The organism is Stenotrophomonas sp. IS26, assembly GCF_054188265.1.
The window spans coordinates 44,878-66,575 of record NZ_JBSZJV010000015.1; the positions used below are offsets into that span (position 1 = coordinate 44,878).

Below are 21,698 nucleotides of genomic sequence, written 5' to 3' on the forward strand. Positions count from 1 at the left end.
TCAGCCTGACAGCCCGATGCGGGACTTGGCGTTGCGCTTGAGCAGCCAGCGCGCGATCAGGGCCAACAGCAGGCAGGCCAGACCGACGAAGCCAGCCAACAGCAGCGGACTCTGCGAGAAGTACCAGCGCAGCCAGGTCAGCGGCGGCAGGTGGCCGACGTAATACGTCTGGTTGCCGGCCAGGCTGCGCACTTTGTCCTTCTGCAGCAGCACCACGCTGCCCTGGAAGTCACGCAGACGGTCCGGGTCGAACCACGCCTCGAACAGGCGGTTGACCTGCGCCGGATCATCGGCCATCACCGCGATCACGCTGCGCCCCTTGCGCAGGGGCGACTCGAAGCCCATCAGCACGACATCGCCAGCGTCCGGACGCACCGACACTTCGGCGGTGGTCGGCAGATCGGTGCGGCGCGCATCCGGCGACAGGAACGAGGGCATCCGCTCGAACACCCAGTCCGACAGCTGGAAACGGCGCGACTGCCCCGCCTCGCCGATCGGCAGGTGCGCGGCCCACTCGCCGAACAGCGGCTGGCTGCGACGCGACCCCAGCACCACCAGATCCTGGCCGGCGTGCTCGCCTACCTGGCCGGCAGCGATGATGCGGTTGCGCAGCGCCGGGTAACCGGTCGAGGCACCCATGCGGCCGAGCAGGGTCAGCACATTGCCGACGTCATCGGCGTTGGGGTTGTTGGGCAGCACCAGCACGGTCTCGGAAAGATCGGCCAGACGCGTGAACGGATAACCGGCATTTCCGAATGCGGCCAGGTTGGGCATCGCCATGTAATGGTCGAAGCCGCTCAGATCGATGCTGGTGTCGCCGTCGATCGCCGCGGACACATCCGGGAAGGTGTTCTTGCATTCGGCCGCCTGCGGGCGATCAAAGAAGAAGTGGAAGCGCAGCTGGCTGTTGGACGAGAACGGGCCGGTCGGCAGCATCACCTTCTGCTGGATCGGCATCACGCCCGGTGCCTTCATCTTGTTCCACAGCATCTCCGACACTGAGCGCGGTGCGGGGCGGCCGTTCAAGGGCAGCGTGGTGACGAAAGCATCGTTGATGCTGATGTTCAGCGCCGACTTGTTCGCGCCTTCCGGCAGCGTGTAGCGGTAGCGCAGATCCAGCGGGATGCCATCACGGCGCCACGTGAACAGATCCGGCGGCAGCTGCAGGCCGATCCGGATCAGGTCCGGGTGGTAACCGACCACATTCAACTCGCTGGTCTGCTGGACCAGTTCGGAGACTCGCACCGGGCGATCGCTGGGCACCCACTTTGGCGCGTCGTACGGCTTGCGCGGCGCGATCTCCTTGAAATCGCCGATGCTGGCGGTCGGTCCGGACAACGGCGTGCCCAGGGTCAGCGCGGTGGCCGCGATGCGCAGCTCACCGTCATCGCGGCCGAGCACCAGCAACAACTTGCCGTTGGCATCGTTCGGATTGGCGATCACGGCCAGGGTCGGCCCGCTGATGTCGGGCAGCACCAGGCCGGCCGGCGGGTTGCGCGGGGTGGCCACGACCACCGCATTGCCTTCCAGCGGCACGGTATCGATCGAGGCCGGGAACAGCGCACCGCGATAGCCGGCCAGCGCGCCGAACCACGAAGAGACGATACCGGCCGACTGCAGCAGCCCCTGCCCCGGCTGACCGGTGAACACGAACGGCAGTTCAAGCCGGTTGGTGTCACGGGCATCGAAGAACGGCACCGGCAGCAGCGACAGATCATTGGTCAGCTGCAGTGGCGCCCAGCCCAGTTCCAGATAGCTGCCGGCGTCGATGTTGGCCCACAGGCTGGTGTGGTCCGGATCCTCGCATTCGCGGGTGTAGTGGCCGATCAACTGCAGGTTGATGCGGTTGTAATCGATGATCATGCGCGGATCGATATCGATGTCGCGCTCGATCATCCGCCCGGCCTGCTCGACCGGCGTGGGCAACGTCGCCACGGTGACGTCGTTGACGGTGACCTTCAGGTGCGACAGATCCGGCAACAGCGCCGGTGAATAGCTGTATTTCAGATGCAGCGAGGCGCGATCGACCACCTGGTCGTTGCGCACCGAGAACGGCACGCCAGCGGTGCCCTGGATGCCGCGCAGGGTGATCTCGTAATCGATGCCGAGCTGCTTGAGCGTGGAGCGGCTCTGCCGCGAACCAGCCGCTGGCGCGGCAGGCGGCACGGGCACTGCCGGGGCGGCATCGGCGGGTGCAACGACGGGCGTGGCCGTTGCGGGAACCGCAGGATCCTGCGCGTAGACCGCGCCACACAGCAGGGTCAGGGTGAACGCCACCGCTGCGGCGGACGGACGCGGCACGCGCACCGGGCGGAACAGGGAACGGTCACGACGGGTCATGCGGAATCTCCGGTGCGCGGCGGGGTGGGGCCATCCTTGCGGCCTCCCGCAAGAACGAAACTGCCCAGGCGGTGGAAGCCGCGCATGCTGGCCTTGAGGACGTCGGTGGTGGAACGCAGGAACGTATCGCGGTCATGACGACCCCACAGCTTCACCCAGATGTCGGCACGGGCGAAGGTGGAGGTGACCAGCCAGCGTTCCTGCTCCAAGGTCAGCTCGCCGAACTGGATGCTGATGCCCTGGTCGTCGCGATCGTGCCGCACTTCGGCCGGCAGGCGCTCGCTGCGCTGGCGATGGGCCAGTTCAACCTCCACGTACGTACCCGGCTGCACGGGCTGGGACTGGTCCAGCCGCAGCGCCATGCCACCGGTGGAGAAGTTCAGCGTGCGGCACGGCAATGCCTGGCCATCGGGCAGGTGCAGGACTGCCCGCATGTTCAGCGGCACGCGGTGCGAGCGTCGGATCTGACGCTGTTCGCTGGAGGTGGCGATGACCGCGCCCAGCATGATCATGTTGTAGACGGTCCAGCCCAGGTTCAACCAGATCGTGTTGACCTCGCCGCTGGTATCGGCCATCACCATCCGCACGATGCCGGCCACCACGCCCAGCAGGTTCAACAACAGCAGCAACAGGTACGGGCGGGCGATCTGCGCATCGAAGTAGCTGCGCTGGACCAGGCCGCCCTTGGCGGTGACGTTGAACTTGCCCAGCTTGGGATTGATCACCGCCATCAGGGTCGGGCGCAGGATGTACCAGGCCAGCGTGGTCTCGTACACCTCGTTCCACAGCAGATGGCGATGCTTGCCCTGCACGCGCAGGTTGGTCAGGTTGGCCATCACGATGTGCGGCAGCGCGTAGGCCAGGATCATCAGCGCCGAGGCGTGGATGACGTGGGCGCCGAAGAACAGGAAGGCCAGCGGCGCGGTCAGGAAGATGATCCGTGGCAGACCATAGAAGAAGTGCAGCATCGCGTTGGTGTAGCAGATGCGCTGCATCAGGCTCAACCCCTTGGCGAACATGGGGTTGTCCACCCGCAGGATCTGCGCCATGCCACGGGCCCAGCGGATGCGCTGGCCGACGTGTGCCGACAGGCTCTCGGTAGCCAGGCCGGCCGCCTGCGGCACCGGGATGTAGGCACTGCGGTATCCGGCACGGTGCAGACGGATCGCGGTGTGCGCATCCTCGGTGACGGTTTCGATGGCCACGCCACCCACTTCCTCCAGCGGGCCGCGCTTGATCACTGCGCAGGAGCCACAGAAGAAGGTCGCGTTCCACTGGTCGTTGCCATCCTGCAGCAAGCCGTAGAACAGCTCGCCTTCGTTGGGCACGCGCCCGAAGTTGCCCAGGTTGCGCTCGAACGGATCGGCCGAGAAGAAGTAGTGGGGCGTCTGCACCACGGCCATCTTCTCGTCGAACAGGAACCAGCCCATCGACATCTGCAGGAACGAGCGGGTCGGCATGTGGTCGCAATCGAAGATGGCCACGTATTCGCCCGTGGTCTTCTTCAGCGCCGCATTGATGTTGCCGGCCTTGGCGTGGCTGTTGTTGGTCCGGGTGATGTACTGCACCCCGACCTCCTCGCAGAATTCACGGAATTCCTCGCGGCGGCCATCATCGAGCAGGTAGATGTTGAGCTTGTCCGCCGGCCAGTCCAGCACGGTGGCCGCCAGCACGGTGGTGCGTACCACCGACAGCGGCTCGTTGTAGGTCGGGATGAGCACATCCACGGTGGGCCACAGCGACTGGTCTTCGGGCAACGGCATCGGCTTGCGATGCAGCGGCCAGGCCACCTGGAAGTAGCCCAGCACCAGCACGATGAACGAGTACACCTCGGCGGCCACCAGGCCCAGGCCCAGAGTGAGATCGACGAAGCTGCTCATGCCCATCGTGTCGGTCAGGCGCCAGTACATGTAGCGCGTGGACATCACCAGCGACAGGCCCATCAACACCAGCGGAATCAACCGGCTTTCGCGGTTGCGCAGGCACAGGGCGATCAGGAACACCACGGCCGAGAACAGGAACTGCTGACCGATCTCCATGGGCACGGTGATCACGAAGGCCAGCAGCATGGCGCCGCCGACCACCAGCGCAAGCAGCGCCAAGCGGGCCAGAACGGCATCCCCTCTCGGGGTGGAAGTTTTGCTCATGATGTTCCCCAACACGGCCGCACGCAGCGGCATCCCCTTGCATCAGCCGGCACTCCCGCCCCACCCCGAAGGGCGCGGCGAGCGATCACCGGCTACGTTTCACGCCCCGCGCAGCCGGCTCAGCGGGCTGTGCCCCGGCGTCGCGCTACGCGCACCGGCCAGTCGCTGGAACAGCTGTTCCAGCGGTGTTTTCTGTGCCGGTGCGGCACTGGCCGGCGTCTCCACCGGAGCAGTCTGGGCCGGCGCGATCACCGCTGCGGCATTGGGCACCGGCGGCAGGACCACGGCCGGAATCGGCGGCGGCACCTCGTCGCGCGGCTTGGCTACCGTGCTGACGCGGGACTGGCTATGAGAGAAATCCCGGTAAGCACGCGTGTCATCGCGGTCCCCCAGGCGGTTGAAGAGACCGGCCACGTCGTCGTGGCTCTCTGAATCGGCAGGTTGCTGAAGCTTGCTCATGGCACCATCGAAAGGGGGGAGAGATTCAGAACACACGCGACAGCGTGTACGTGGCTACATCGGGATGGTCGCTCTGCAGATAGCGCACATCCAGCACCGACATCATCCCGGCGGCGCGGAACCACTGCCGGTACACACCTTCGAGAAACCCGGTCTCCCACCCGGCGCGGGTGCCGAGCACCGCCGACAACGGCGACGCCGCGTGATGGATGCGCACCTGTTCGGGCGCTTCCTCGAACACGACCTGTCCCCACTCCGTCGACGACCACACGGCGTTGGCCGCATGCTGCAGTTCGTCCAGCGTGGCGACCGCCGGCAGTGCGTGGTCACGGCCGAAGCGCTCACCGATACGCGCCATCAGCCGGGCCAGTTCGGCATCGGGCAACGCGCTGTCGAACTCTTCACAGAGCGCGAGCAGGAAGCCGCGCCACTGAGTAGAGCACGCATGGGCACGGTAGTAATCAAGCAATGCTGATGAATTCATCTGAAAAGCCTAGACGAACCACGATGCAGAGGCGGTATACGGGCAATTACCGGCATCGATGTCGGTCAAAAGTGTGAACTACGCCTCACAATATTGTGGCACATCTGGCTTTCCTGCATAGCAAGCGCGCTGCGTCGTTTCCTGACGCGCCGCGTCACCCGCGGCGGCCGGGCTGAACGGAAACGTGGGATACCCGACACGCCGGGCGGCCGTGAGGGCAATCACAGGCCTGGGATGCCCCCGGCCGACCCTCCCGAAAAGTGTGACACCACGGCGGGGCGACCGCCGAGCCGCAGCACTCAGCCCTCGGCCGGCAACTCGAACACCTGGCGCAGATACGCCAGATACCCCGGGTCATCACACATGCTCTTGCCCGGCGAATCGCTCAGCTTGGCGACCGGCTGGCCGTTGCAGCGGACCATCTTGATGACGATGTTGAGCGGGGTCGGGCCCAGGTCGTTGGTCAGGTGCGTGCCGACCCCGAAGGCCACCTGGCAGCGGCCGCGGAAGTAATCGAACAGCTGCATCACCTTTTCGATGTTCAGCCCGTCGCTGAAGACCAGCACCTTGCTGCGTGGATCCACCCGGCGGCTTTCAAAGTGGGCCAGCATGCGGTCGCCCCAGGTGAAGGGATCCCCGGAATCGTGGCGGACGCCGTCGAACAGCTTGCAGAAGTACATATCGAAGTCGCGCAGGAAGGCCTCCAGCCCGACCACGTCCGACAGCGCGATACCCAGATCGCCGCGGTACTCGCGTGCCCAGGATTCCAGCGCGGCCACCTGCGAGTCACGCAGGCGCGGGCCGAGTGCCTGGAAGGCCTGCAGGTACTCATGGGCCATCGTGCCGTGCGGGGTCATGCCGTAGAGCCGGGCGAAATGCACGTTGCTGGTGCCCACGAACTGCGCACCGAGCGCGTCGCGCAGCATCGGCAGCATCCGCCCGTGCCACTCACGCGAGTAACGGCGGCGGCTGCCGTAATCGGCGATCCGGCACAGCTCGAAGCCGGGGGTATCGCGCAGCAGCGCGGTCTTGGCCTGCAGGCGGCGCTCGCCCTCGCTGAAATCCGAGTCGGTGGTGTTGCGGAACCAGACCTCGTTGATGATCGCCAGCAGCGGGACTTCGAACAGGATGGTGTGCAGCCAGGGCCCGGTGATGTCCAGATCGATCTCACCGGGCACGGTGGTCGAGGGGCGCAGCGCGATGTACTTGCGGTCCAGGTGGAACAGGCCGAGGAAATCGGCGAAATCCGGTTTGACGAAGCGCAGGCCGCGCACGTAGTCCAGCTCTTCGGCGCTGAAGCGCAGGCTGCACAGGTGGTCGATCTCGGCGTTGATCTGGTCGATGAACTGCGCCAGGTCGATGCCCGGGGTCCGGCACTTGAACCGGTACTGCACCTGCGCGCCGGGGTACTGATGCAGCACCGCCTGCATCATGGTGAACTTGTACAGGTCGGTGTCGAGCAGGGACTGGATGATCATGCTGGAGATTATGCGCCTGCCACCGTGCCCGACCAACGGCCAGTGCCCTCAGCGTGGAATGCGTTCACGGCACGTATCGCCCCGGTGCCGAAGTGGGTGCGCGGATGCTCACCGGCGGCGGAGCAGTCGCGGGACCTGCACCAGCGCATGCGCCCAGATCGCGCCCCACACCGCGCAGCGCACCGGCCAGGCACGTTGCGGCGCCTCGAATTTCCGGAAGTACCGCCACAGCCCGCGGTGCTTGTGCCATTCCACGAAGAACGGCCGTGAGCGGCTGGAGACACCGCGCACATGGGTGACCTGCAGGTCGTTGGCGATCGCGATCACCGCGCCGGCGTCGCGTGCGCGCCGGCACAGGTCCAGGTCCTCGGCGTGCAGGCGGTAGCCCGCATCCCAGCCGCCGATCCGCTCGAACAGGGCGCGCGGCATCAGCAGCAATGCGCCGGACAGGGCCGGCACCACCTGCAGCGGCTGGCTGCGGTCGACCGGGATCGCCAGCTTGCCGCCCTGCCCGGGGTTGCGCAGCATCGCGGCGAAATCCGGATCACGGCGGCGCACCGCAGCGTCCGGCAGGCCCTCCTCGTCCACCTGCTCGACCCCCAGCAGACAGTCACCCAGCGGCAGCGCGCGTGCGCGCAGTTGGGCCAGGGTCTCCGGGCCGACCATCAGATCCGGGTTGATGAAGGCCAGCCAGGGTGCCTGGCTGTCGGCCACGCCCTGGTTGTTGGCGGCGGCAAAGCCGGGATTGTCCGGATTGGCGATGAAGCGCACCCGCGGATCGGCGCTGGCATGGCGCTGCACGATCTCCAGGGTGCCGTCGGTGGAATCGTTGTCGACCACGCGGATTTCGGCGATGTCGCGCGCCTCGCGCAGGCGCAGCAGGCAGGCGTCCAGCGTACTGGCGCTCTGGTAGCTGACGATGATGGCGGCGATGGCAGGGCTCAAACGGGCGACTCCGGGGCGGCAATGACAGGCGGCGCGAACAGATCGCCCTGCGCCTTGGGCATTATCGCCTGCCGGTGCTGCTGCTGCAGATCGTGGCGTGCCTGCTGCAGTGGATCAGCCATCAGAAAACCGGCCAGCCGCGGCGGCCAGGCCGGCCAGCGCGACGCCAACGCCTCCATGTCGCCCTCGCCGGTTACACCTTCGGCCACGCGGGCGACGAAGGCGGTCTCGCACAGGGCGTTGCGCCAGCCGAGCCCGGCCATGCGCAGGCTGAGGTCGATCAGCGCCGCATTCCACGACGCGTAGCTGTGCATGTCCAGCCCGCCGGCCTTGCGCCGGGCGTTGCCGCGCAACAACACGGCGTGCGTCACCGCCGAGGGCAGCTCGGGATGCAGCGGCGGCATCGCCGCGCAGGCCTGGGCCAGCGGGGCCAGATCCAGATCGTCCGGCAGCGGATTGATCTCGCCCAGACGCGGCCAGGCGGCCGTCTCACCGGCGTTGCACCACGGCGTGGTCGAGCCGATCGAGGCATCGCGGGCCAGGCAGGCTTCCAACTGCTGCAACCAACCCGGTGCCGGGATCGCATCCGGGGCGAGCACCACCACATCGGCGCCGGTACACGCTGCGAGCATTTCATCCAGATGGGCGACTTCGCCGATCGCGCGGGCGCGGCGGGTGTACTCGGCCTGCAGCGGCGTCTGTGCAAGCCAATGTTCGATCACGGCCTGGGCGCGCGGACCGGCCTGGCCATCGTCGGCCAGCCAGATCGCGGTGCCCGCTGCGGTGCCGGCATCGAGCGCGGCCAGGCAGCGGTCCAGCGCGGCATCGTCGACCCCGATCGGCAGCAGGATGACCGTGCTCATGCCGACCTCTGCGTGCTGCCGTCTTCGCCGTGTCGCTGTGTCATCGCAGGCTCCCTTGGGCGCGGCCAGCGTAACAAGATCGGCCCCTGCGATGACAGCAGGGGCCTGGCATCGCTCAGCGCTTGCCCTTGCGCTCGGGGAATGGCTCCATCGCACGGAAGCGGCTGCTGTATTCGTCGGTCAGGTTCCGCGACTCCTGCGCGTTGCGCACGATGGTCGGGGTCAGCAGCACGATCACTTCGGAGCGTTCTGACTTCAACGTCTTCCGGCCAAACAGCGCACCGATCACCGGCAGCTTGCTCAGGCCCGGTACGCCACTGGAGCCGTCTTCGCCGGAATCGGTGATCAGGCCGGCGAGCATGATGGTGTCACCGCTCTGCACCGCCGCTTCGGTGGAGATCTTGCGGGTATTGATCGGCGGGTTGCAGGTGGTGCGGGTCGGGTCGCAGCCGCTCGGGATCGCGCCGGCCGAGCTGACCTCCTGCACGATGTCCAGGAACACCACGCCATCGCGGGTGATGCGCGGGCGCACCTTGAGGATCACGCCGGTATCCAGGTACTGGACCTGGCTGTAAGTGTTGTCGCCGCCCACGCCGGTATTGACCGACACCGAGTTGATCGGAATCTGGGTGCCCACGTTGAGGGTGGCTTCGGCGTTGTTGCGCACGAACAGCGAGGGGGTCTGCAGCAGGCGCAGGTTGCTGACCTTGTCCAGCGCACTGACCACTGCGGCGGCGTTCTTGCCGAGGAAGGTCCAGCCGACCCCATCACTGCCAACCGAGCCGGAGATGCTGCCCCAGATCGAACGGCCAAGCGCGCTGGGCAGGTCGATGCCGCTCTCGGTCTTGCCGGTGGCCACAGCCTGCTCGAAGAACCAGTTCACGCCGTAGCTGAGGTCACCGGTCAGCGCGACCTCGGCCACCTGCGCTTCGATGTGGACCTGCATCGGCATCACGTCGAGCTTTTCGATCACTTCGCGGATCGAGCGCCAGGCCTGTGGGGTGGAGCGCACCAGCAAGGTGTTGGTTTCCTCCACCGCCGACACGCCGACCGTATCGCCCTGCACTTCCAGGCTGAAGCTGGCGTTGCCGGACTGACGCTGCGGCAGGTTCATCGTGCCATCGCCCAACCCGCCGCGGCTGCCGCCGTTGCTGCTGCCGGTGTTGGAGAAATTGCTGTTGTTGCTGTTGCCATCGCGGCTGCCGAGGTCCATCGGCGACGCGCCCGGCGCCAGCGAACTACTGCCGCGGCCGCTGCGGCCGTTCTCGTTGGCGAACGCCTCGGCCAGGCGCTCGGCCAGGTCCTTGGCCTTGACGTAACGCAGCTCGTAGGAGAACAGCCGCGCGCTGCCACCGGCGGTATCGATGCGGTCCAGCCATTGCTGGATCTGATCGAGATAGCGCGCCTGCGGGGTGATCACCAGCACCGCGTTGGCATTCTCCAGCGGCAGGAAGCGGAACATGCCGGCGCTGGGGGTCTTGCTTTCCTCGCCGAACACCTTCTCCAGATCGGCGGCCACCTGCTCGGCCTTGCCGGACTGGATCGGGAACACGCCCACGGACATGCCCGAGAGCCAGTCCACGTCGAAGATCTCCACCGTGCGCAGGTAGTTTTCCAGCTCGCTGCGGGTGCCACCGAGGGTGATCACGTTGCGGCCGTTGTCGACGTTGACGATCGCGTTCGGGCGCGCGTACGGCTCCAGCACTTTCTTCATCTCGGTGGCGGAGATGTACTGCAGCGGCACCACGCGCACTTCGAAGCCACGCGCATTGGCCGGCGAGGCGGTGCTGGGTGACACGGTGCCCGCCAGCGCCTGATCGGCGGCCACGATGTTGTAGCGGCCTGCGCTGTAGACCATGCGCGCGTTGTTCCAGCCCAGCACCATTTCCAGCAGGTTCAAGGCCTGCGCCGAGGACACCGGCTTGGGCGTGGCCAGGGTCACGGTCCCTTGCACGCCCGGCGCGATCACGTAGTTCTGGCCGAGGAAGTCGCCGAGGATCGCCTTGACCACGGCGTGCACCGATTCGCCTTCGAAGTTGAAGGTCGCATTGCCGGTGGAGGCATTGCCCAGCGATGGCTGCGGCGCGGCGGCGGCGCTGCGGTTGATCATCGTGCCGGTGCCGCGGCGGATCACCGCCTGCGGTGCACTGCTGGTTCCCAGTGGCTCGGCATCGACGCCTGCGTGGGATCCATCGCCGGCGACCACCTGGTGGCTGTCGAGGACCGCATCGCGGCGCACCTCCGGCGCGGGCACGGTGGTGCAGCCCACCAGCAGGGCGACAAGGAAAGACACGGGGAAAAGGCGCAGGGTCATGCTGTCACTCTAAGGGTTGTGGCCGGAGCCGCCCGCGGGCGGTTGCTGCGACTGCTGTTGCTGTTGTTGCTGCAATTGCTGGCGGCGCGCCTGGATGCGCTCGCGGATCGCCTTCATCTGGTCTTCGCTGGGGCCCTGCGCGTTCTGCGCGGGGGCCGCCGCATTCGAGGGCGTTCCTGCCTGCGGCGCAGGGGGTGCAGCCGGCGGTGGTGCGGGCACCGGGGCGGCTGCGCCATTGATCGGGCGGGCCCCGGTACCGGCCGGTGGAACCGTGGTGAGCTGTGGGCTGCCCAGTACCGTCGGCGGTTCGCCACCCTGGCCGTTGAACACCGGCAGTTCCAGCGTCTGGGTGCCACCCGGCCCGCTGACCGTGGCGCGGCGTGGTTCCAGCGCCAGCAGCTGCCAGCCGTTCACCGCCTCACCGTTCAAGCGCAACCGCAGCGACTGGCGCTGATCGGTGGTCAGGATTGCCATGGCGAAGTCAGGCGTGAGCAGTACGCCGGTCAACGAGACGCTGCTGGCGGTGCCCTGCTCGGTGCCGCCGAGCAGATACGGGCGCGGCTGCCGGTCTTCGGCGAACAGCGGCCGCGTACCGATCTGCGCATAGGTGCTGGCCGAGGCCATGCGCTCCGGCGCGGCCGGTGCCAGCTGCGGCAACGGCGCGGGGCCGATATCGCCATCCGTGGCCGGCGCGATACGGCTGCCCAGCCCGAACAGCGTGGCGATCCAGATCGCCAGTGCCCACAGCGCGATGCCCCCCAGCCACCAAGTGCGCAGGCCGGCTGCCTCAAGCTTCATGCTCAACCTCCTCCGCAGCGTCCGATACCGGCGCGGGTTCGGCCGCATCGCTGGGCAGGGCCGCACCTGGGTCAGCGTTCTGCCCAGCGTCCTGTCCCGCCGGCAGCGGAAGGGGTGCCGGCGCAGGCGCACCGGGCTCCAGTGCGGCGCCCGGGCGCAGATAGCCGACCAGTTCGAACGACACGTCCAGGCCGGTGCCGGTTTCACTTGGCGATTGCTGGAAGCGCTGCGCCAGCAGATTGAGGTTGTCCACGAACAGGCGCGGTGTCCCCGTCTCCAGCGTGTGCAGCACGGCGGCCATCTCCGGCACGCCGCACCGCAGGCGCACCTGCAGGGCCACGCGCGGGAAGGCCGGTTCGCGACTGGCATCAGGCAGTGGCGTGCGATTGCTGATCGTGCAGCTGCGATTGCCCGGGCTGGCGGAGGCCACCGCATCCTGCAGGCGGCTGGAGAGCGCGGCAGCGGCCGATTCGGCCGTGGCCTCGCGCAGGAAGCCGGGGCGGCCTTCGAGCGCCGCCTGCACCTCGCCCAGCTGGGTGGCGATCTGGCCGCGCTGGGCCAACTGCGCCTCCACGCGCTGCTGGCGCTCCTGCACGGCAGTGATGTCGGCGTTGATCGCCAGCAACGGGCGGGTCAACCACGGATGCACCAGCAGCAGGTAGGCCACGGCGATCACCGCCAACAGCAGCCCCAGTGCCAGCCAGCGATCACGGCGCGTCGGGTGTGCTGCCATCGGCAACCTCCTTGGCAGGCGGTGTCGCACCAGGCAGCGGCTGCAGCTCGGCAGTCAGCGTGAAACGGTCGCGGCCGCTGGTCGCCCCATCGGCCTGCAGCACGCCGGTCAGGTTGACCTTGCGCCATAGCGGCGAGTCCTGCAGCAGCGGCACCAGTTGCGACGCTTCGCGGCTGAGCCCGATCAACTGCAGCGTGCTGCCTTCGATCGACATCTTTTCCAGATACGTGCCATCGGGCAGCAGGCGGGTAAGCTCATTCCAGATCTCCACCGTGCTCGCATGCTCGGCACGCTTGCCCTCCAGGAACGCGGCGCCTTCGACCAGACGCTGCAGTTGCTGCCGTTCGGCGGCAACCCGACGCGCATCACGCGCGGCGGCATCGACCTGCTCACGTAACTGGTCCGCCGCGGCCTGGCGATTGTCGATCAGCTGATGGCCGGCCAGCGCAAGCAGCACGATCGCGCCCACGGCCAGGAGCCCGTTCCAGCGCGCCATCGGGTCGCGATACGGCTGCCGCTGCGCGACCGGAAGCAGATTGACATCCAGCGGCTGGCCAGTGGCATCCACCGCATCGATGCCGGCCACGGCCTGCGCCCACGGCCCGGCCTGCTGCGCCCACTGCTCCAGCTGCACGCGCGGGATCACCACCAGCTCCACCTGCAACTGGCCATCCGGCAGCGCCCCCAGCTCGCGCACGTCGTAGCTGACCTGGCTGGCATCGAAGGGGGTCTGCCGATCAATTTCAAAACCGACCACATCGCGCAGCCGCTCCGCGGCCGCGGCGGGCAGCCGCAGCGGACGCCGCAACACGCTGCCGGCAGGCAGCAACCAATGCCGCGGCAAGCTGCGCAGGCGCGCATCCAGCACAGTATCCAGGGTGGCCGGCGAGACCGGCCAAGGCAGCTCGGCGATCGCCTCGATCTGCTCGCCCGTCTGGCGTTGCAGGCGCAACACCTCACCATCGCGCTGCAACAGCAGCCGCGAGCGCGACCAGCCCATCGCCCATTGCCACCGCACCGGCAGCCAGGCCAGCAAGGACTGCCGCCACCAGCGCAGGCTGCTGCCCACGCCAGGCGACAAGCGCCCGCGGGCCCGCACCAGACTGTCACGCCATGCCGTCATCTTGCTGCCATTCCCTGTTCCCAGCGAAGTACTGTGTATGCCGTTCCCGGCGTGCCTGCCGACCCCGTCCTCACCACGGCGCGCAGTACCGATATCCGGCCGCGTTCGTCCGTGGCGCGACTCTCGATACTATAGGTGCCGCTGCCACCTGCAAGCGGTGCGGCAGGCAATCCGGCCTGATCGGCCGTCGCCGCACGTTCCCGCTCGGCCAGCAGGCGTTCGGCATCCAGCCCCAGCGCGGTCAATACCGGGCCGGCTGCAAAACGCGGGTCGGGCCGCGCCTGGCGGCTGTACAGGGTCAGCATCGGCTCGATCCGGGCATACAGGTCCGCATCCATCCCCAGCACGCGCTGCAGCTCGCCCACGGTCTCGAAGCGCGCGTTGCGTGCGCCATAGGGCAGGCCGGCCGCGACGTAGTCCGGCGTCTCCGCGCCGCCACCGGGCTGTTTGAGGCTGTCGGCATCGCGCCAGTCGACGATGGCGCCGGCCAGCTGCTGGGCCCTTCCCGGCGCCTCTCCCATCGCACGCAGGAAAGCAGCGAGGAAGCTGGCATCGGCCAGATTCAGGTTCACCTTGCCGTTCTCATCGAGGATCGCCAGGTCGATCCGGCGGTCGTCGAAGGTCCAGCGGTAGCGGCGACCGTCAGCTACCCACGCCGGCTGACTGGCGCGGGGCTGCAGACGATGCAGGGCATATTCGAGCCCCGCGCGCGCGTACTCCTGGCCGATGGCGTCGTCGCCGATCACGCGCTGCTGCATGTGCTCCACGCGCGCGCTCAGCGCGAATGCGCCGATCACCGCCGTGAGCAGCGCGATCAACCACAGCACCAGCACCAGCGCGGCACCGCGCGCCGGCCTCATCGGCGATCCCCGCGCGGCGGCGGGAGCGCTGCGATCATCGGTGGCCACGCCGGCCCCTGCAGCGGTGCGATCTCGATCGACACCAGCAGCGGCAGCCGCCGGGTATCGTCCCAGCGGTCCAGCCACGGCGTGAGCTGGCCGGTGCGTGGATCGGTGCCGCGATAGCGGAAGCGCACCTCGCGCAATTGATCGGCCAGCATCTCCGGCGGGCGCGGCGGGTCTTCTTCGATCGCTTCACCGTTCTGCAGCAGGGTCAGCCCGATCTCCAGCCGTTCCTGCCCACCCGCACGACGGACCTGCAGCTCATGCGCATACGGCCCGCCCCGGCCGAGGTAGCCGGGCAGATCGGAGACGAACAGCATCCGCTGGGGCTCGCCAATGAAGTACACCGGGTCACGGGTGGGATCCGGGGGCGAGGTCGCGATGACCAGCGCGGTGGACAGGCGACGCCGCAGAAAGCCTTCGACCGCGCGCATGCGCTCGTTCTGGGCGGCCATGCGCTCGCCGCGCTGGCTGATTGCCATGGCCGAGCGCACGGTGGCGAAGGCCAGCGCCAGGCCGCCGACCAGCAGCGCGGTCGCCAGCAGGATTTCGATCAGGGTGAAGCCGCGGGCGCGGCGCGCGCGCAGCGTCATCGCGGTGCGCCCGGTACCGGCGGCAACAAGCGCAGGCTGCGCCATTGCAACTGCTCGCCGTTGCCTTCGCCCCAGCTCACCTGCAGGGTGATCTGCGCCAGGGTCGGGCCGCCGATATCGGTGGTCACCGGCGCGGTGGTCGTGCGCGGCTCCGCGTACGGTTCCACCTGCAATCGCCAGCGGTACCTGCCCTGCTCCCACTCGCCCTGCGTGCTGCCTTCCTGAAGCGGCGTCTCCACGCCCGTGCTGGCCAGCAGCGACTGCGCATACAGCGTGGCCCGGCTGCGCACGTCGGCCTGGCCGACCTGACGGGCCGCACCGGACAGGCTGCCCAGCAGCAGGGTCAACGCCAACGCCAGCAGCGCAAAGGCGATGATCACCTCCAGCAGTGAATAGCCGCGCTGACGCTTCATCCGCCCTCCCGGCGCGGGCCGGCACGGACTTCGCCGGTGATCCAGCCGACGTGGATCTCCCACACCGCGCCGCGCGTGCTGAGGTCGATGCTGCCGCCACTGGCCGCGCCGTCGGCGAAGAAGGCGATGCTGCCCTGCCCCGGCGCGGTGCTGAGCTGGCTCGCCCCGCGGAAGCGGACGTCCAGCGCGGCGGGAATCTGGCCGTGACGACCATTGGCCGCCTGCCACGTCCGCGCACGTGGGTCGATCACGAAGCGCTGCGTCTGGCCGGTAGCGATGGCCTGCGTGCGGGTGTAGCGCAGCTGGGTGGCGATCTCCTTGCCGGCATTGCGCAGCCGCAGGCCATCGATGCCACCGTTCATCGCGGTGGCGGTGACCACGCCGATGATCGCGATCAGGGCGACCACCAGCAGCATCTCCAGCAGCGACAGACCGCGTGCACGGCTGCCCGCGGGCACGCGATGCGGCGGTCTGCTCGACACGGGCCACGGCGCTCCCAATGCCGATTACTCGTACCGGATGTCCGCGTCGTAACTGCTGCCACCCACCTTGCCGTCCTTGCCCAGGCTGATCAGGTCGTATGGCTGGCCCTCGCCCGGCACGCGGTACTCCAGTGCATGACCCCACGGGTCATTGAGGTCGGCCGGCTTGGCGTACGGGCCGAGCCAACCCGCGCTGCCGCCGGGCTGGGTGACCAGATCATCCAGTTTGGCCGGCAGCTTGCCGGTATCGAGCTGGTAGTTGTCGATCTTGCCGGCCATGGTCTGCACCTGCGCCTTGGCGATGTTGGCCTTGCCACGATCGGCACCGCCGAGCACGCGGCTGCCGACCAGGGTCAGCACCGCCCCGATCAACACGATCACGATGATGATTTCCAACAGGCTCATGCCGGACTGGTGGCGCGCGGAAGAAAAGCGGGTCAGGCGACGGCGTTGCATATGGCAGGCTCCTTGCATCGAATCGTTGGGGTATTCACCAGCGGCCGGTCAGCCGATGGCATTGGTCAGGTCGTACAACGGCACCAGCACGGCCACGATCACCAGGCCGACCACCGAGGCCAGCACCAGGGTGATCACCGGCACCAGCGCCGACAGCAGCCGGTCGATCGCGCGCGCGCTTTCCTGTTCGAACGTATCGGCGGTCTTGAGCAGCATCGTATCCAGCGCGCCGGATTCCTCGCCGACCTGGATCATCTGCAGCGCCAGGCGCGGGAAACGCTTGCCACGCGACAGGGACGCCGACAGGCCGTTGCCGTTCTTGACCTCGTCACTGGCGGCATCCACATCGGCGGCCAGCGCGCGGTTGCTCAGCACGTTGCGCGCGATGCCCAGGCCGGACAGCAGCGGCACGCCGTTGCGCAGCAACGTGCCCAGGGTACGGGCCAGGCGCGCGGTTTCCAGCTTGGCCAGCAGCGGGCCGATGCCGTTGCGTTGCAGCAGCCAGCCGTCCATGGCCAGGCGCGTGGCCGGTTGCCGCAGCCGCCGCTCCACCACCAGCGCGATCACCGCAGGCACCACGATCATGATGATCCAGCCTTCGCGCACGACCAGGCCGGCAGTGAGCACCCACTGGGTGAACCACGGCAACGCGACATCCAGGCTTTCGTACATCAGCGCGAACTGGGGCACCACGTAGCCCAGCAGGAACAGCAGCGCACCGCCGACCACCGCCAGCAGGATCGCCGGGTAGATCAGCGCATTGATGACGCGACCTTTCAGTTCAGCACTGCGCTCGAGGTAATCCGCCAGCCGCTGCAGGGTGTCATGCAGGCTGCCACCGGCCTCACCGGCGCGCACCATGTTGATGTACAGCCGCGAGAACAGCCCGTGCTGGCGTTCCAGCGCGGTGGAGAGCGGCGCACCGCCGCGCACGATGTCGCGGATGTCGGTGACCACCCGGCGCGTGCGCTCGTCCTCGGGCAGTTCCAGCAGGATGCTGAGCGCGCGGTCCAGCGGCTGCCCCGCGCCGAGCAGCGTGGCCAGCTGCTGGGTGAACTGCACCAGCCCACCGCCGTCGAACGGTTTGCGGCGCAGCAGCGCCGCCCAGGACGACGCCCCCGCGACACCCTCGCTGGCCAGGCGCGCCTCCATCGGCATGTGGCCCTGGTCCTGCAGGCGCGCGGCAACCTCGGCTTCGCTGGCCGCCTCCATCTGGCCATCGAACAGTTCGCCATGCGCGTTGAGCGCCTTGTAGCGGTACTGGGCCATGCTCAGCCGCTCACCGGGTGCCGGCCGCAGGCGCGCATCAGGATTCCTCCGTCACGCGCAGTACTTCTTCCAGCGTGGTGTGGCCCTGCAGGGCTTTGGACAGGCCATCCTCATACATGGTGCGCATGCCGGCCGCGCGCGCGATCTGTTCGATCTCGCCCATCCCGGCGCGACGCATCACCGCGCTGCGCAGCGCATCGTTCATCACCAGGAACTCGACGATGGTGGTGCGGCCGAGATACCCGGTGGGCGCTATCGCCGAGGGCTGTGCGCGGTAGAGGAAAATCTCCCCCTCCGGCTGCAGCCGGCGCAGGCCGAACTTGTCGATCTCTTCCGGCGAGGCACGGTAGCGCTGCGCATGCTGCGGCTCCAGCCGGCGCACCAGGCGCTGGGCGAGGATGCCGTTGATGGTGGAGGTCAGCAGATAATCTTCCACGCCCATGTCCAGCAGGCGGGTGATACCACCGGCGGCGTTGTTGGTGTGCAGCGTGGAGAGCACCAGGTGGCCGGTGAGCGCGGACTGGATCGCGATGCGGGCCGTTTCCAGATCGCGCATTTCGCCGATCATGATGATGTCCGGATCCTGGCGCACGATGCTGCGCAGCGCATTGGCGAAATCCAGCCCGATCTGCGGTTTGGCCTGGATCTGGTTGATGCCTTCGATCTGGTACTCGACCGGGTCTTCGACAGTGATGATCTTGACGTCGGCGGTATTGAGCTGGCTCAGCGCGGTGTACAGCGTGGTGGTCTTGCCCGAGCCGGTCGGGCCGGTCACCAGCAGAATGCCGTGCGGCTGCTCGAGCACCTTGCGGAACTGCGGCAGGAACGCATCGGTAAAGCCCAGCCGGTGGAAATCGAACACCACGGTGTCGCGATCAAGCAGACGCATCACTACGCTTTCGCCATGCGCGGTGGGCACGCTGCTGACACGCAGATCGAGCTCCTTGCCCTGCACGCGCAGCATGATGCGGCCGTCCTGTGGCAGGCGGCGTTCGGCGATGTTGAGCCGCGCCATGATCTTGATGCGGCTGATCACCGCGGCGGTGAGATTGACCGGCGGGCTTTCGCCTTCGATCAGCACGCCATCCACGCGGTAACGCACTTTCAGGCGATTCTCGAACGGTTCGATATGGATATCCGAGGCGCGCAGTTCCACCGCCCGCTGGATGACGAGGTTGACCAGCCGGATCACCGGCGCTTCGGAGGCCAGATCGCGCAGGTGTTCGATGTCGTCGACCGCAGCGCCTTCCCCGTCGGCGGTCTCGATGATCGCGCCCATCGCGCTGCGGCCCTGGCCGAACCAGCGCTCGATCAGATCGTCGATCTCCGAGCGCAGGCCCACGTGCCGCCGCACCGGCAGGCCCACCGCCAACTGCACCGCATCGGCCGCATACGGGTCCTGCGGATCGGACAGCCACAGATCAAGCACGCCGTCCTGGAGTACCAGCGGACAGACATGGAATTGTTTGAGGAAACGCAGCGTCAGCGGCAAGCCATCGAGCAGCGTTTCGGGCGGCGCCTCCGGCACAGCCTTGGCATCGAGCAAAGGCAGGCCGAGCACCTCGGCACAGGTCTGTGCATGGTCGCGTTCGGAGACCAGCCCCAGCCGCACCAGCAGACCGAGCAGGCTGCCGCCGGACTCACGGTGCAGCGGACGCGCGCGGGCCAGGTCGCTGTCCTTGAGCCGACCTTTCTCCAGCAATACCCCGACGATGCGGGATTCTGCGGTGGCTTCTGCAGTGGGATCCTGGGCAACCGCGTTCAAGAACATTCTCCTGGCAACCGCTGCGACTTTAGCAGTTCACCGCGATCGTACGCGGGATTGCACGCGGTCCAGATGTAAAAACGGGAGCCCGTCACATGACGGACTCCCGTTGGGGTTTTACCGGTCTTATTGGTTGGCGAGGATGCTCACACCGCTGAACGCGGACTCACCGACCACCTTGATGTAATACGTGCCGGCCACCGGTGCAGTGAAGCGCACCGTTTCACTATTGCCCGGACGCGTGGATTTGGCATCGAACGCCGTCGCGGTCGGCTCCTTGCCCTGGCTCACATACACCGACACATTGCCGCTGCCACCGTAGGTGAGCAGGCTCAACACCTTGCCGGCCTGCGCCTCGAAGCTGTACAGCACTTCGCTGCCGCCAGCGCCGCTCAGGCCGCCCACGGCCACTTTGTTGGTCAGCGGCGTGGCCACCGGGCCGCAGTTCTCGGTGCACTCTTCTTCCAGCGCCTTGTCCAGGGCGGCCTTGGCATCGACGATGCCGGTGCCGATCGGGGTGGCGGTGGGGATGGTGACCGGGAAGGCCCGTGCGGTCTGCTTGAGCAGGGCTTCCAGCGCTGCCGGGGTGAGTGGATCCTTGCCGGCCGCCGCGACCGCGCCCTGCACCAGCGCTGCCACCGCCGCGACATGCGGGGAGGCCATCGAGGTGCCGGCCATGCCCATGTAACTGTAGGCGCCGGAGGTCGGCGTGGTCAGGCCGTTGTAACCGGACTGCCACACGTAGCCGCCCGGATTGCCGTCCACGCTGCCACCGCCGCCCGGGCCGGACAGGTCCACCACGGTGCCGAAGTTGGAGTAGTAGGCGATCCCACCGGTGATGCGGGTGGCGCCGACCGCCACCACGTTGGCGCAGCTGGCCGGCCGGAAATTGGACGCGTTGGAAGCCGAGTTGCCGGCGGCGACCACCACGGTGGTGCCGCGCGACACGGCACCATTGATCGCATCCTGGTACAGCGCATCACACGCGCCGCCGCCGCCCAGGCTCATGTTGATGACTTCGGCCGGATTGGCGTTGGCCGGGATGCCGGCCACCGTGCCACCGGAGGCCCAGGTGATCGCATCGGCGATGTCGGACAGGTAGCCACCGCACTTGCCCAGGACGCGGACCGGCAGCACGCGCGCCTTGTACGCAACGCCAGCCATGCCCACACCGTTGTTGGTGGACTCGGCGATCGTGCCTGCGACGTGGGTGCCGTGCCAGGAGCTGTCATCGGCCAGCGAGCCGGCATAGCACTCGTTGTCGTTCTCGACCCAATCGCCGTAATCCAGCGCACCCGGCACGCGCTCGTCGGTCGGACGGCGCGAGGTTTCCGCATCGCTGATGAAGTCGTAACCGGCCAGCAGATTGCCGGAGAAGTCCGGATGCTGCGGCAGGATGCCGGTATCGAGCACCGCCACCACCACGCCTTCGCCCTGGGCGATGTCCCACGCCGCCGGCGCATTGATGCCGCCGGTGGCGCTGTTCAGATGCCACTGGTACTGCGCGTAGTACGGATCGTTCGGCACGAGCTGCGGGGTCGCGTCGCGCGGGCGCACATCGGTGCGCTGCAGCTTCACGTCCACTTCGGCGTACTGCACCGAGGGATCGGCCTTGATCTCGGCCAGCACCTTCTGCAGTTCGGCCGGGCTCAAGCGGCCGTGCAGGCGGATCAGATCGGCCCCGACACCGAGCTTGCGCACGATCTGCGGGTTCACGGCACTGGCACGGCCGGCGGCGGAGCCACCGACACTGGCGCGGGCGACCGCCGACTGCACGGCCGTCAGCTTGGCCGAACGATCCGTGGCCGCAGCGGTGCCGGCGCGGTACTTGACGATGATGCGCTCTGCGCCTTGGGCGGCAGCCGGCTGGCGCACCGGCTCCTTGGCCGGCAGGCCCGCTGCATAGGCGCTGGCGCCTGCGGACAACGACAGCACGGCGGCTGCCAGCACATTGATGCGAAGGTTCTGCTTACTGGTCACGTTGACGTCCTCTTCAAGGTCATGGATCAAACGACTGTTCAGGCCAACACTCCATGCGAGCTCCCTGGCCGGCCCTGGCCAGGGTTCCCGTGACCCGCCCCCTCAGGCCTTGCATTGCGTTGCAGCGGGGCCGCGCACGGCCCCGCGTTGGAAC

Annotated in this window: 19 protein-coding genes; all 19 read right to left on the reverse strand. The window is 67.8% G+C overall.

The genetic code is table 11. The features are described 5' to 3' along the window. The 19 genes from bcsB to ACW6W5_RS13475 all read right to left on the reverse strand — a co-directional run bounded on the left by bcsB (position 1) and on the right by ACW6W5_RS13475 (position 21,544). Positions 1-2,340 (reverse strand): cellulose biosynthesis cyclic di-GMP-binding regulatory protein BcsB, encoded by a 2,340-nt coding sequence (gene bcsB / locus ACW6W5_RS13385; protein WP_193222790.1) that lies wholly within the window; start codon positions 2,338-2,340, stop codon positions 1-3. After that, complete coding sequence (gene bcsA / locus ACW6W5_RS13390) at positions 2,337-4,487, reverse strand: UDP-forming cellulose synthase catalytic subunit (protein WP_152152410.1); 2,151 nt, start codon at positions 4,485-4,487, stop codon at positions 2,337-2,339. Before bcsA ends, bcsB begins: the two co-directional genes overlap by 4 nt. A 99-nt stretch (positions 4,488-4,586) precedes the next feature. Then, positions 4,587-4,946, reverse strand: a complete 360-nt coding sequence (locus tag ACW6W5_RS13395; RefSeq protein WP_121042652.1) for a hypothetical protein — start codon at positions 4,944-4,946, stop codon at positions 4,587-4,589. Positions 4,947-4,971: 25 nt separating this feature from the next. After that, complete coding sequence (gene bcsD / locus ACW6W5_RS13400) at positions 4,972-5,430, reverse strand: cellulose biosynthesis protein BcsD (protein ID WP_226956620.1); 459 nt, start codon at positions 5,428-5,430, stop codon at positions 4,972-4,974. Between the two features lie 299 nt (positions 5,431-5,729). Next, complete coding sequence (gene pncB / locus ACW6W5_RS13405) at positions 5,730-6,908, reverse strand: nicotinate phosphoribosyltransferase (RefSeq protein WP_121042648.1); 1,179 nt, start codon at positions 6,906-6,908, stop codon at positions 5,730-5,732. A 108-nt stretch (positions 6,909-7,016) separates the two neighbouring features. Continuing rightward, positions 7,017-7,853, reverse strand: a complete 837-nt coding sequence (locus ACW6W5_RS13410; RefSeq protein ID WP_152152412.1) for a glycosyltransferase family 2 protein — start codon at positions 7,851-7,853, stop codon at positions 7,017-7,019. Next, positions 7,850-8,716: a glycosyltransferase family 2 protein gene (locus ACW6W5_RS13415; RefSeq protein ID WP_152152415.1), complete on the reverse strand. Its 867-nt coding sequence runs from the start codon at positions 8,714-8,716 to the stop codon at positions 7,850-7,852. Before ACW6W5_RS13415 ends, ACW6W5_RS13410 begins: the two co-directional genes overlap by 4 nt. A 115-nt stretch (positions 8,717-8,831) precedes the next feature. Beyond that, complete coding sequence (gene gspD / locus ACW6W5_RS13420) at positions 8,832-11,030, reverse strand: type II secretion system secretin GspD (protein WP_152152417.1); 2,199 nt, start codon at positions 11,028-11,030, stop codon at positions 8,832-8,834. A gap of 9 nt (positions 11,031-11,039) precedes the next feature. Beyond that, positions 11,040-11,828 carry a general secretion pathway protein GspN gene (locus ACW6W5_RS13425; protein ID WP_121042640.1) on the reverse strand — a complete coding sequence of 263 codons (789 nt, stop codon included), beginning with the start codon at positions 11,826-11,828 and terminating at the stop codon, positions 11,040-11,042. Beyond that, positions 11,818-12,561: a type II secretion system protein GspM gene (gspM, locus tag ACW6W5_RS13430; RefSeq protein ID WP_428999829.1), complete on the reverse strand. Its 744-nt coding sequence runs from the start codon at positions 12,559-12,561 to the stop codon at positions 11,818-11,820. Before gspM ends, ACW6W5_RS13425 begins: the two co-directional genes overlap by 11 nt. After that, the gene (locus tag ACW6W5_RS13435; protein ID WP_121042636.1) at positions 12,536-13,684 is read right to left on the reverse strand and encodes a PilN domain-containing protein; all 1,149 of its coding nucleotides are present in this window, start codon (positions 13,682-13,684) and stop codon (positions 12,536-12,538) included. The genes gspM and ACW6W5_RS13435 overlap by 26 nt, the downstream gene beginning before the upstream one ends. Next, positions 13,681-14,544, reverse strand: coding sequence for a type II secretion system minor pseudopilin (locus ACW6W5_RS13440; protein ID WP_152152419.1), 864 nt, complete (start codon positions 14,542-14,544; stop codon positions 13,681-13,683). Before ACW6W5_RS13440 ends, ACW6W5_RS13435 begins: the two co-directional genes overlap by 4 nt. After that, positions 14,541-15,224, reverse strand: a complete 684-nt coding sequence (locus ACW6W5_RS13445; protein WP_428999830.1) for a type II secretion system protein J — start codon at positions 15,222-15,224, stop codon at positions 14,541-14,543. Before ACW6W5_RS13445 ends, ACW6W5_RS13440 begins: the two co-directional genes overlap by 4 nt. Next, positions 15,176-15,592, reverse strand: a complete 417-nt coding sequence (xpsI, locus tag ACW6W5_RS13450) for a type II secretion system protein XpsI (RefSeq protein ID WP_152152421.1) — start codon at positions 15,590-15,592, stop codon at positions 15,176-15,178. Before xpsI ends, ACW6W5_RS13445 begins: the two co-directional genes overlap by 49 nt. After that, the gene (gene xpsH, locus ACW6W5_RS13455) at positions 15,589-16,008 is read right to left on the reverse strand and encodes a type II secretion system protein XpsH (protein ID WP_226956624.1); all 420 of its coding nucleotides are present in this window, start codon (positions 16,006-16,008) and stop codon (positions 15,589-15,591) included. Before xpsH ends, xpsI begins: the two co-directional genes overlap by 4 nt. Positions 16,009-16,098: 90 nt before the next feature. Further along, a complete protein-coding gene (gspG, locus tag ACW6W5_RS13460) occupies positions 16,099-16,530 on the reverse strand; it encodes a type II secretion system major pseudopilin GspG (protein WP_121042627.1) in 432 nt (143 codons plus the stop codon). A 48-nt stretch (positions 16,531-16,578) separates the two neighbouring features. After that, the gene (gene xpsF, locus ACW6W5_RS13465) at positions 16,579-17,799 is read right to left on the reverse strand and encodes a type II secretion system protein XpsF (protein WP_152152423.1); all 1,221 of its coding nucleotides are present in this window, start codon (positions 17,797-17,799) and stop codon (positions 16,579-16,581) included. Between the two features lie 37 nt (positions 17,800-17,836). Next, positions 17,837-19,564 (reverse strand): type II secretion system ATPase GspE, encoded by a 1,728-nt coding sequence (gspE, locus tag ACW6W5_RS13470; RefSeq protein WP_193222791.1) that lies wholly within the window; start codon positions 19,562-19,564, stop codon positions 17,837-17,839. A gap of 126 nt (positions 19,565-19,690) precedes the next feature. Further along, the gene (locus tag ACW6W5_RS13475; RefSeq protein WP_152152427.1) at positions 19,691-21,544 is read right to left on the reverse strand and encodes a S8 family peptidase; all 1,854 of its coding nucleotides are present in this window, start codon (positions 21,542-21,544) and stop codon (positions 19,691-19,693) included. Positions 21,545-21,698 lie beyond the last annotated feature (154 nt).

Coding starts and splice junctions, on each gene's coding strand:
- gspM (WP_428999829.1), bottom strand. CDS start 12,561: ATGGCAGCACACCCGACGCGCCGTGATCGCTGGCTGGCACTGGGGCTG.
- xpsF (WP_152152423.1), bottom strand. CDS start 17,799: ATGGCCCAGTACCGCTACAAGGCGCTCAACGCGCATGGCGAACTGTTC.
- ACW6W5_RS13415 (WP_152152415.1), bottom strand. CDS start 8,716: ATGAGCACGGTCATCCTGCTGCCGATCGGGGTCGACGATGCCGCGCTG.
- gspD (WP_152152417.1), bottom strand. CDS start 11,030: ATGACCCTGCGCCTTTTCCCCGTGTCTTTCCTTGTCGCCCTGCTGGTG.
- ACW6W5_RS13395 (WP_121042652.1), bottom strand. CDS start 4,946: ATGAGCAAGCTTCAGCAACCTGCCGATTCAGAGAGCCACGACGACGTG.
- pncB (WP_121042648.1), bottom strand. CDS start 6,908: ATGATCATCCAGTCCCTGCTCGACACCGACCTGTACAAGTTCACCATG.
- bcsA (WP_152152410.1), bottom strand. CDS start 4,487: ATGAGCAAAACTTCCACCCCGAGAGGGGATGCCGTTCTGGCCCGCTTG.
- gspG (WP_121042627.1), bottom strand. CDS start 16,530: ATGCAACGCCGTCGCCTGACCCGCTTTTCTTCCGCGCGCCACCAGTCC.
- ACW6W5_RS13440 (WP_152152419.1), bottom strand. CDS start 14,544: ATGAGGCCGGCGCGCGGTGCCGCGCTGGTGCTGGTGCTGTGGTTGATC.
- bcsD (WP_226956620.1), bottom strand. CDS start 5,430: ATGAATTCATCAGCATTGCTTGATTACTACCGTGCCCATGCGTGCTCT.
- ACW6W5_RS13445 (WP_428999830.1), bottom strand. CDS start 15,224: ATGGCGCAGCCTGCGCTTGTTGCCGCCGGTACCGGGCGCACCGCGATG.
- ACW6W5_RS13435 (WP_121042636.1), bottom strand. CDS start 13,684: ATGACGGCATGGCGTGACAGTCTGGTGCGGGCCCGCGGGCGCTTGTCG.
- xpsH (WP_226956624.1), bottom strand. CDS start 16,008: ATGCTGCTGGTGGTCGCCCTGATCGCGATCATCGGCGTGGTCACCGCC.
- xpsI (WP_152152421.1), bottom strand. CDS start 15,592: ATGAAGCGTCAGCGCGGCTATTCACTGCTGGAGGTGATCATCGCCTTT.
- ACW6W5_RS13425 (WP_121042640.1), bottom strand. CDS start 11,828: ATGAAGCTTGAGGCAGCCGGCCTGCGCACTTGGTGGCTGGGGGGCATC.
- bcsB (WP_193222790.1), bottom strand. CDS start 2,340: ATGACCCGTCGTGACCGTTCCCTGTTCCGCCCGGTGCGCGTGCCGCGT.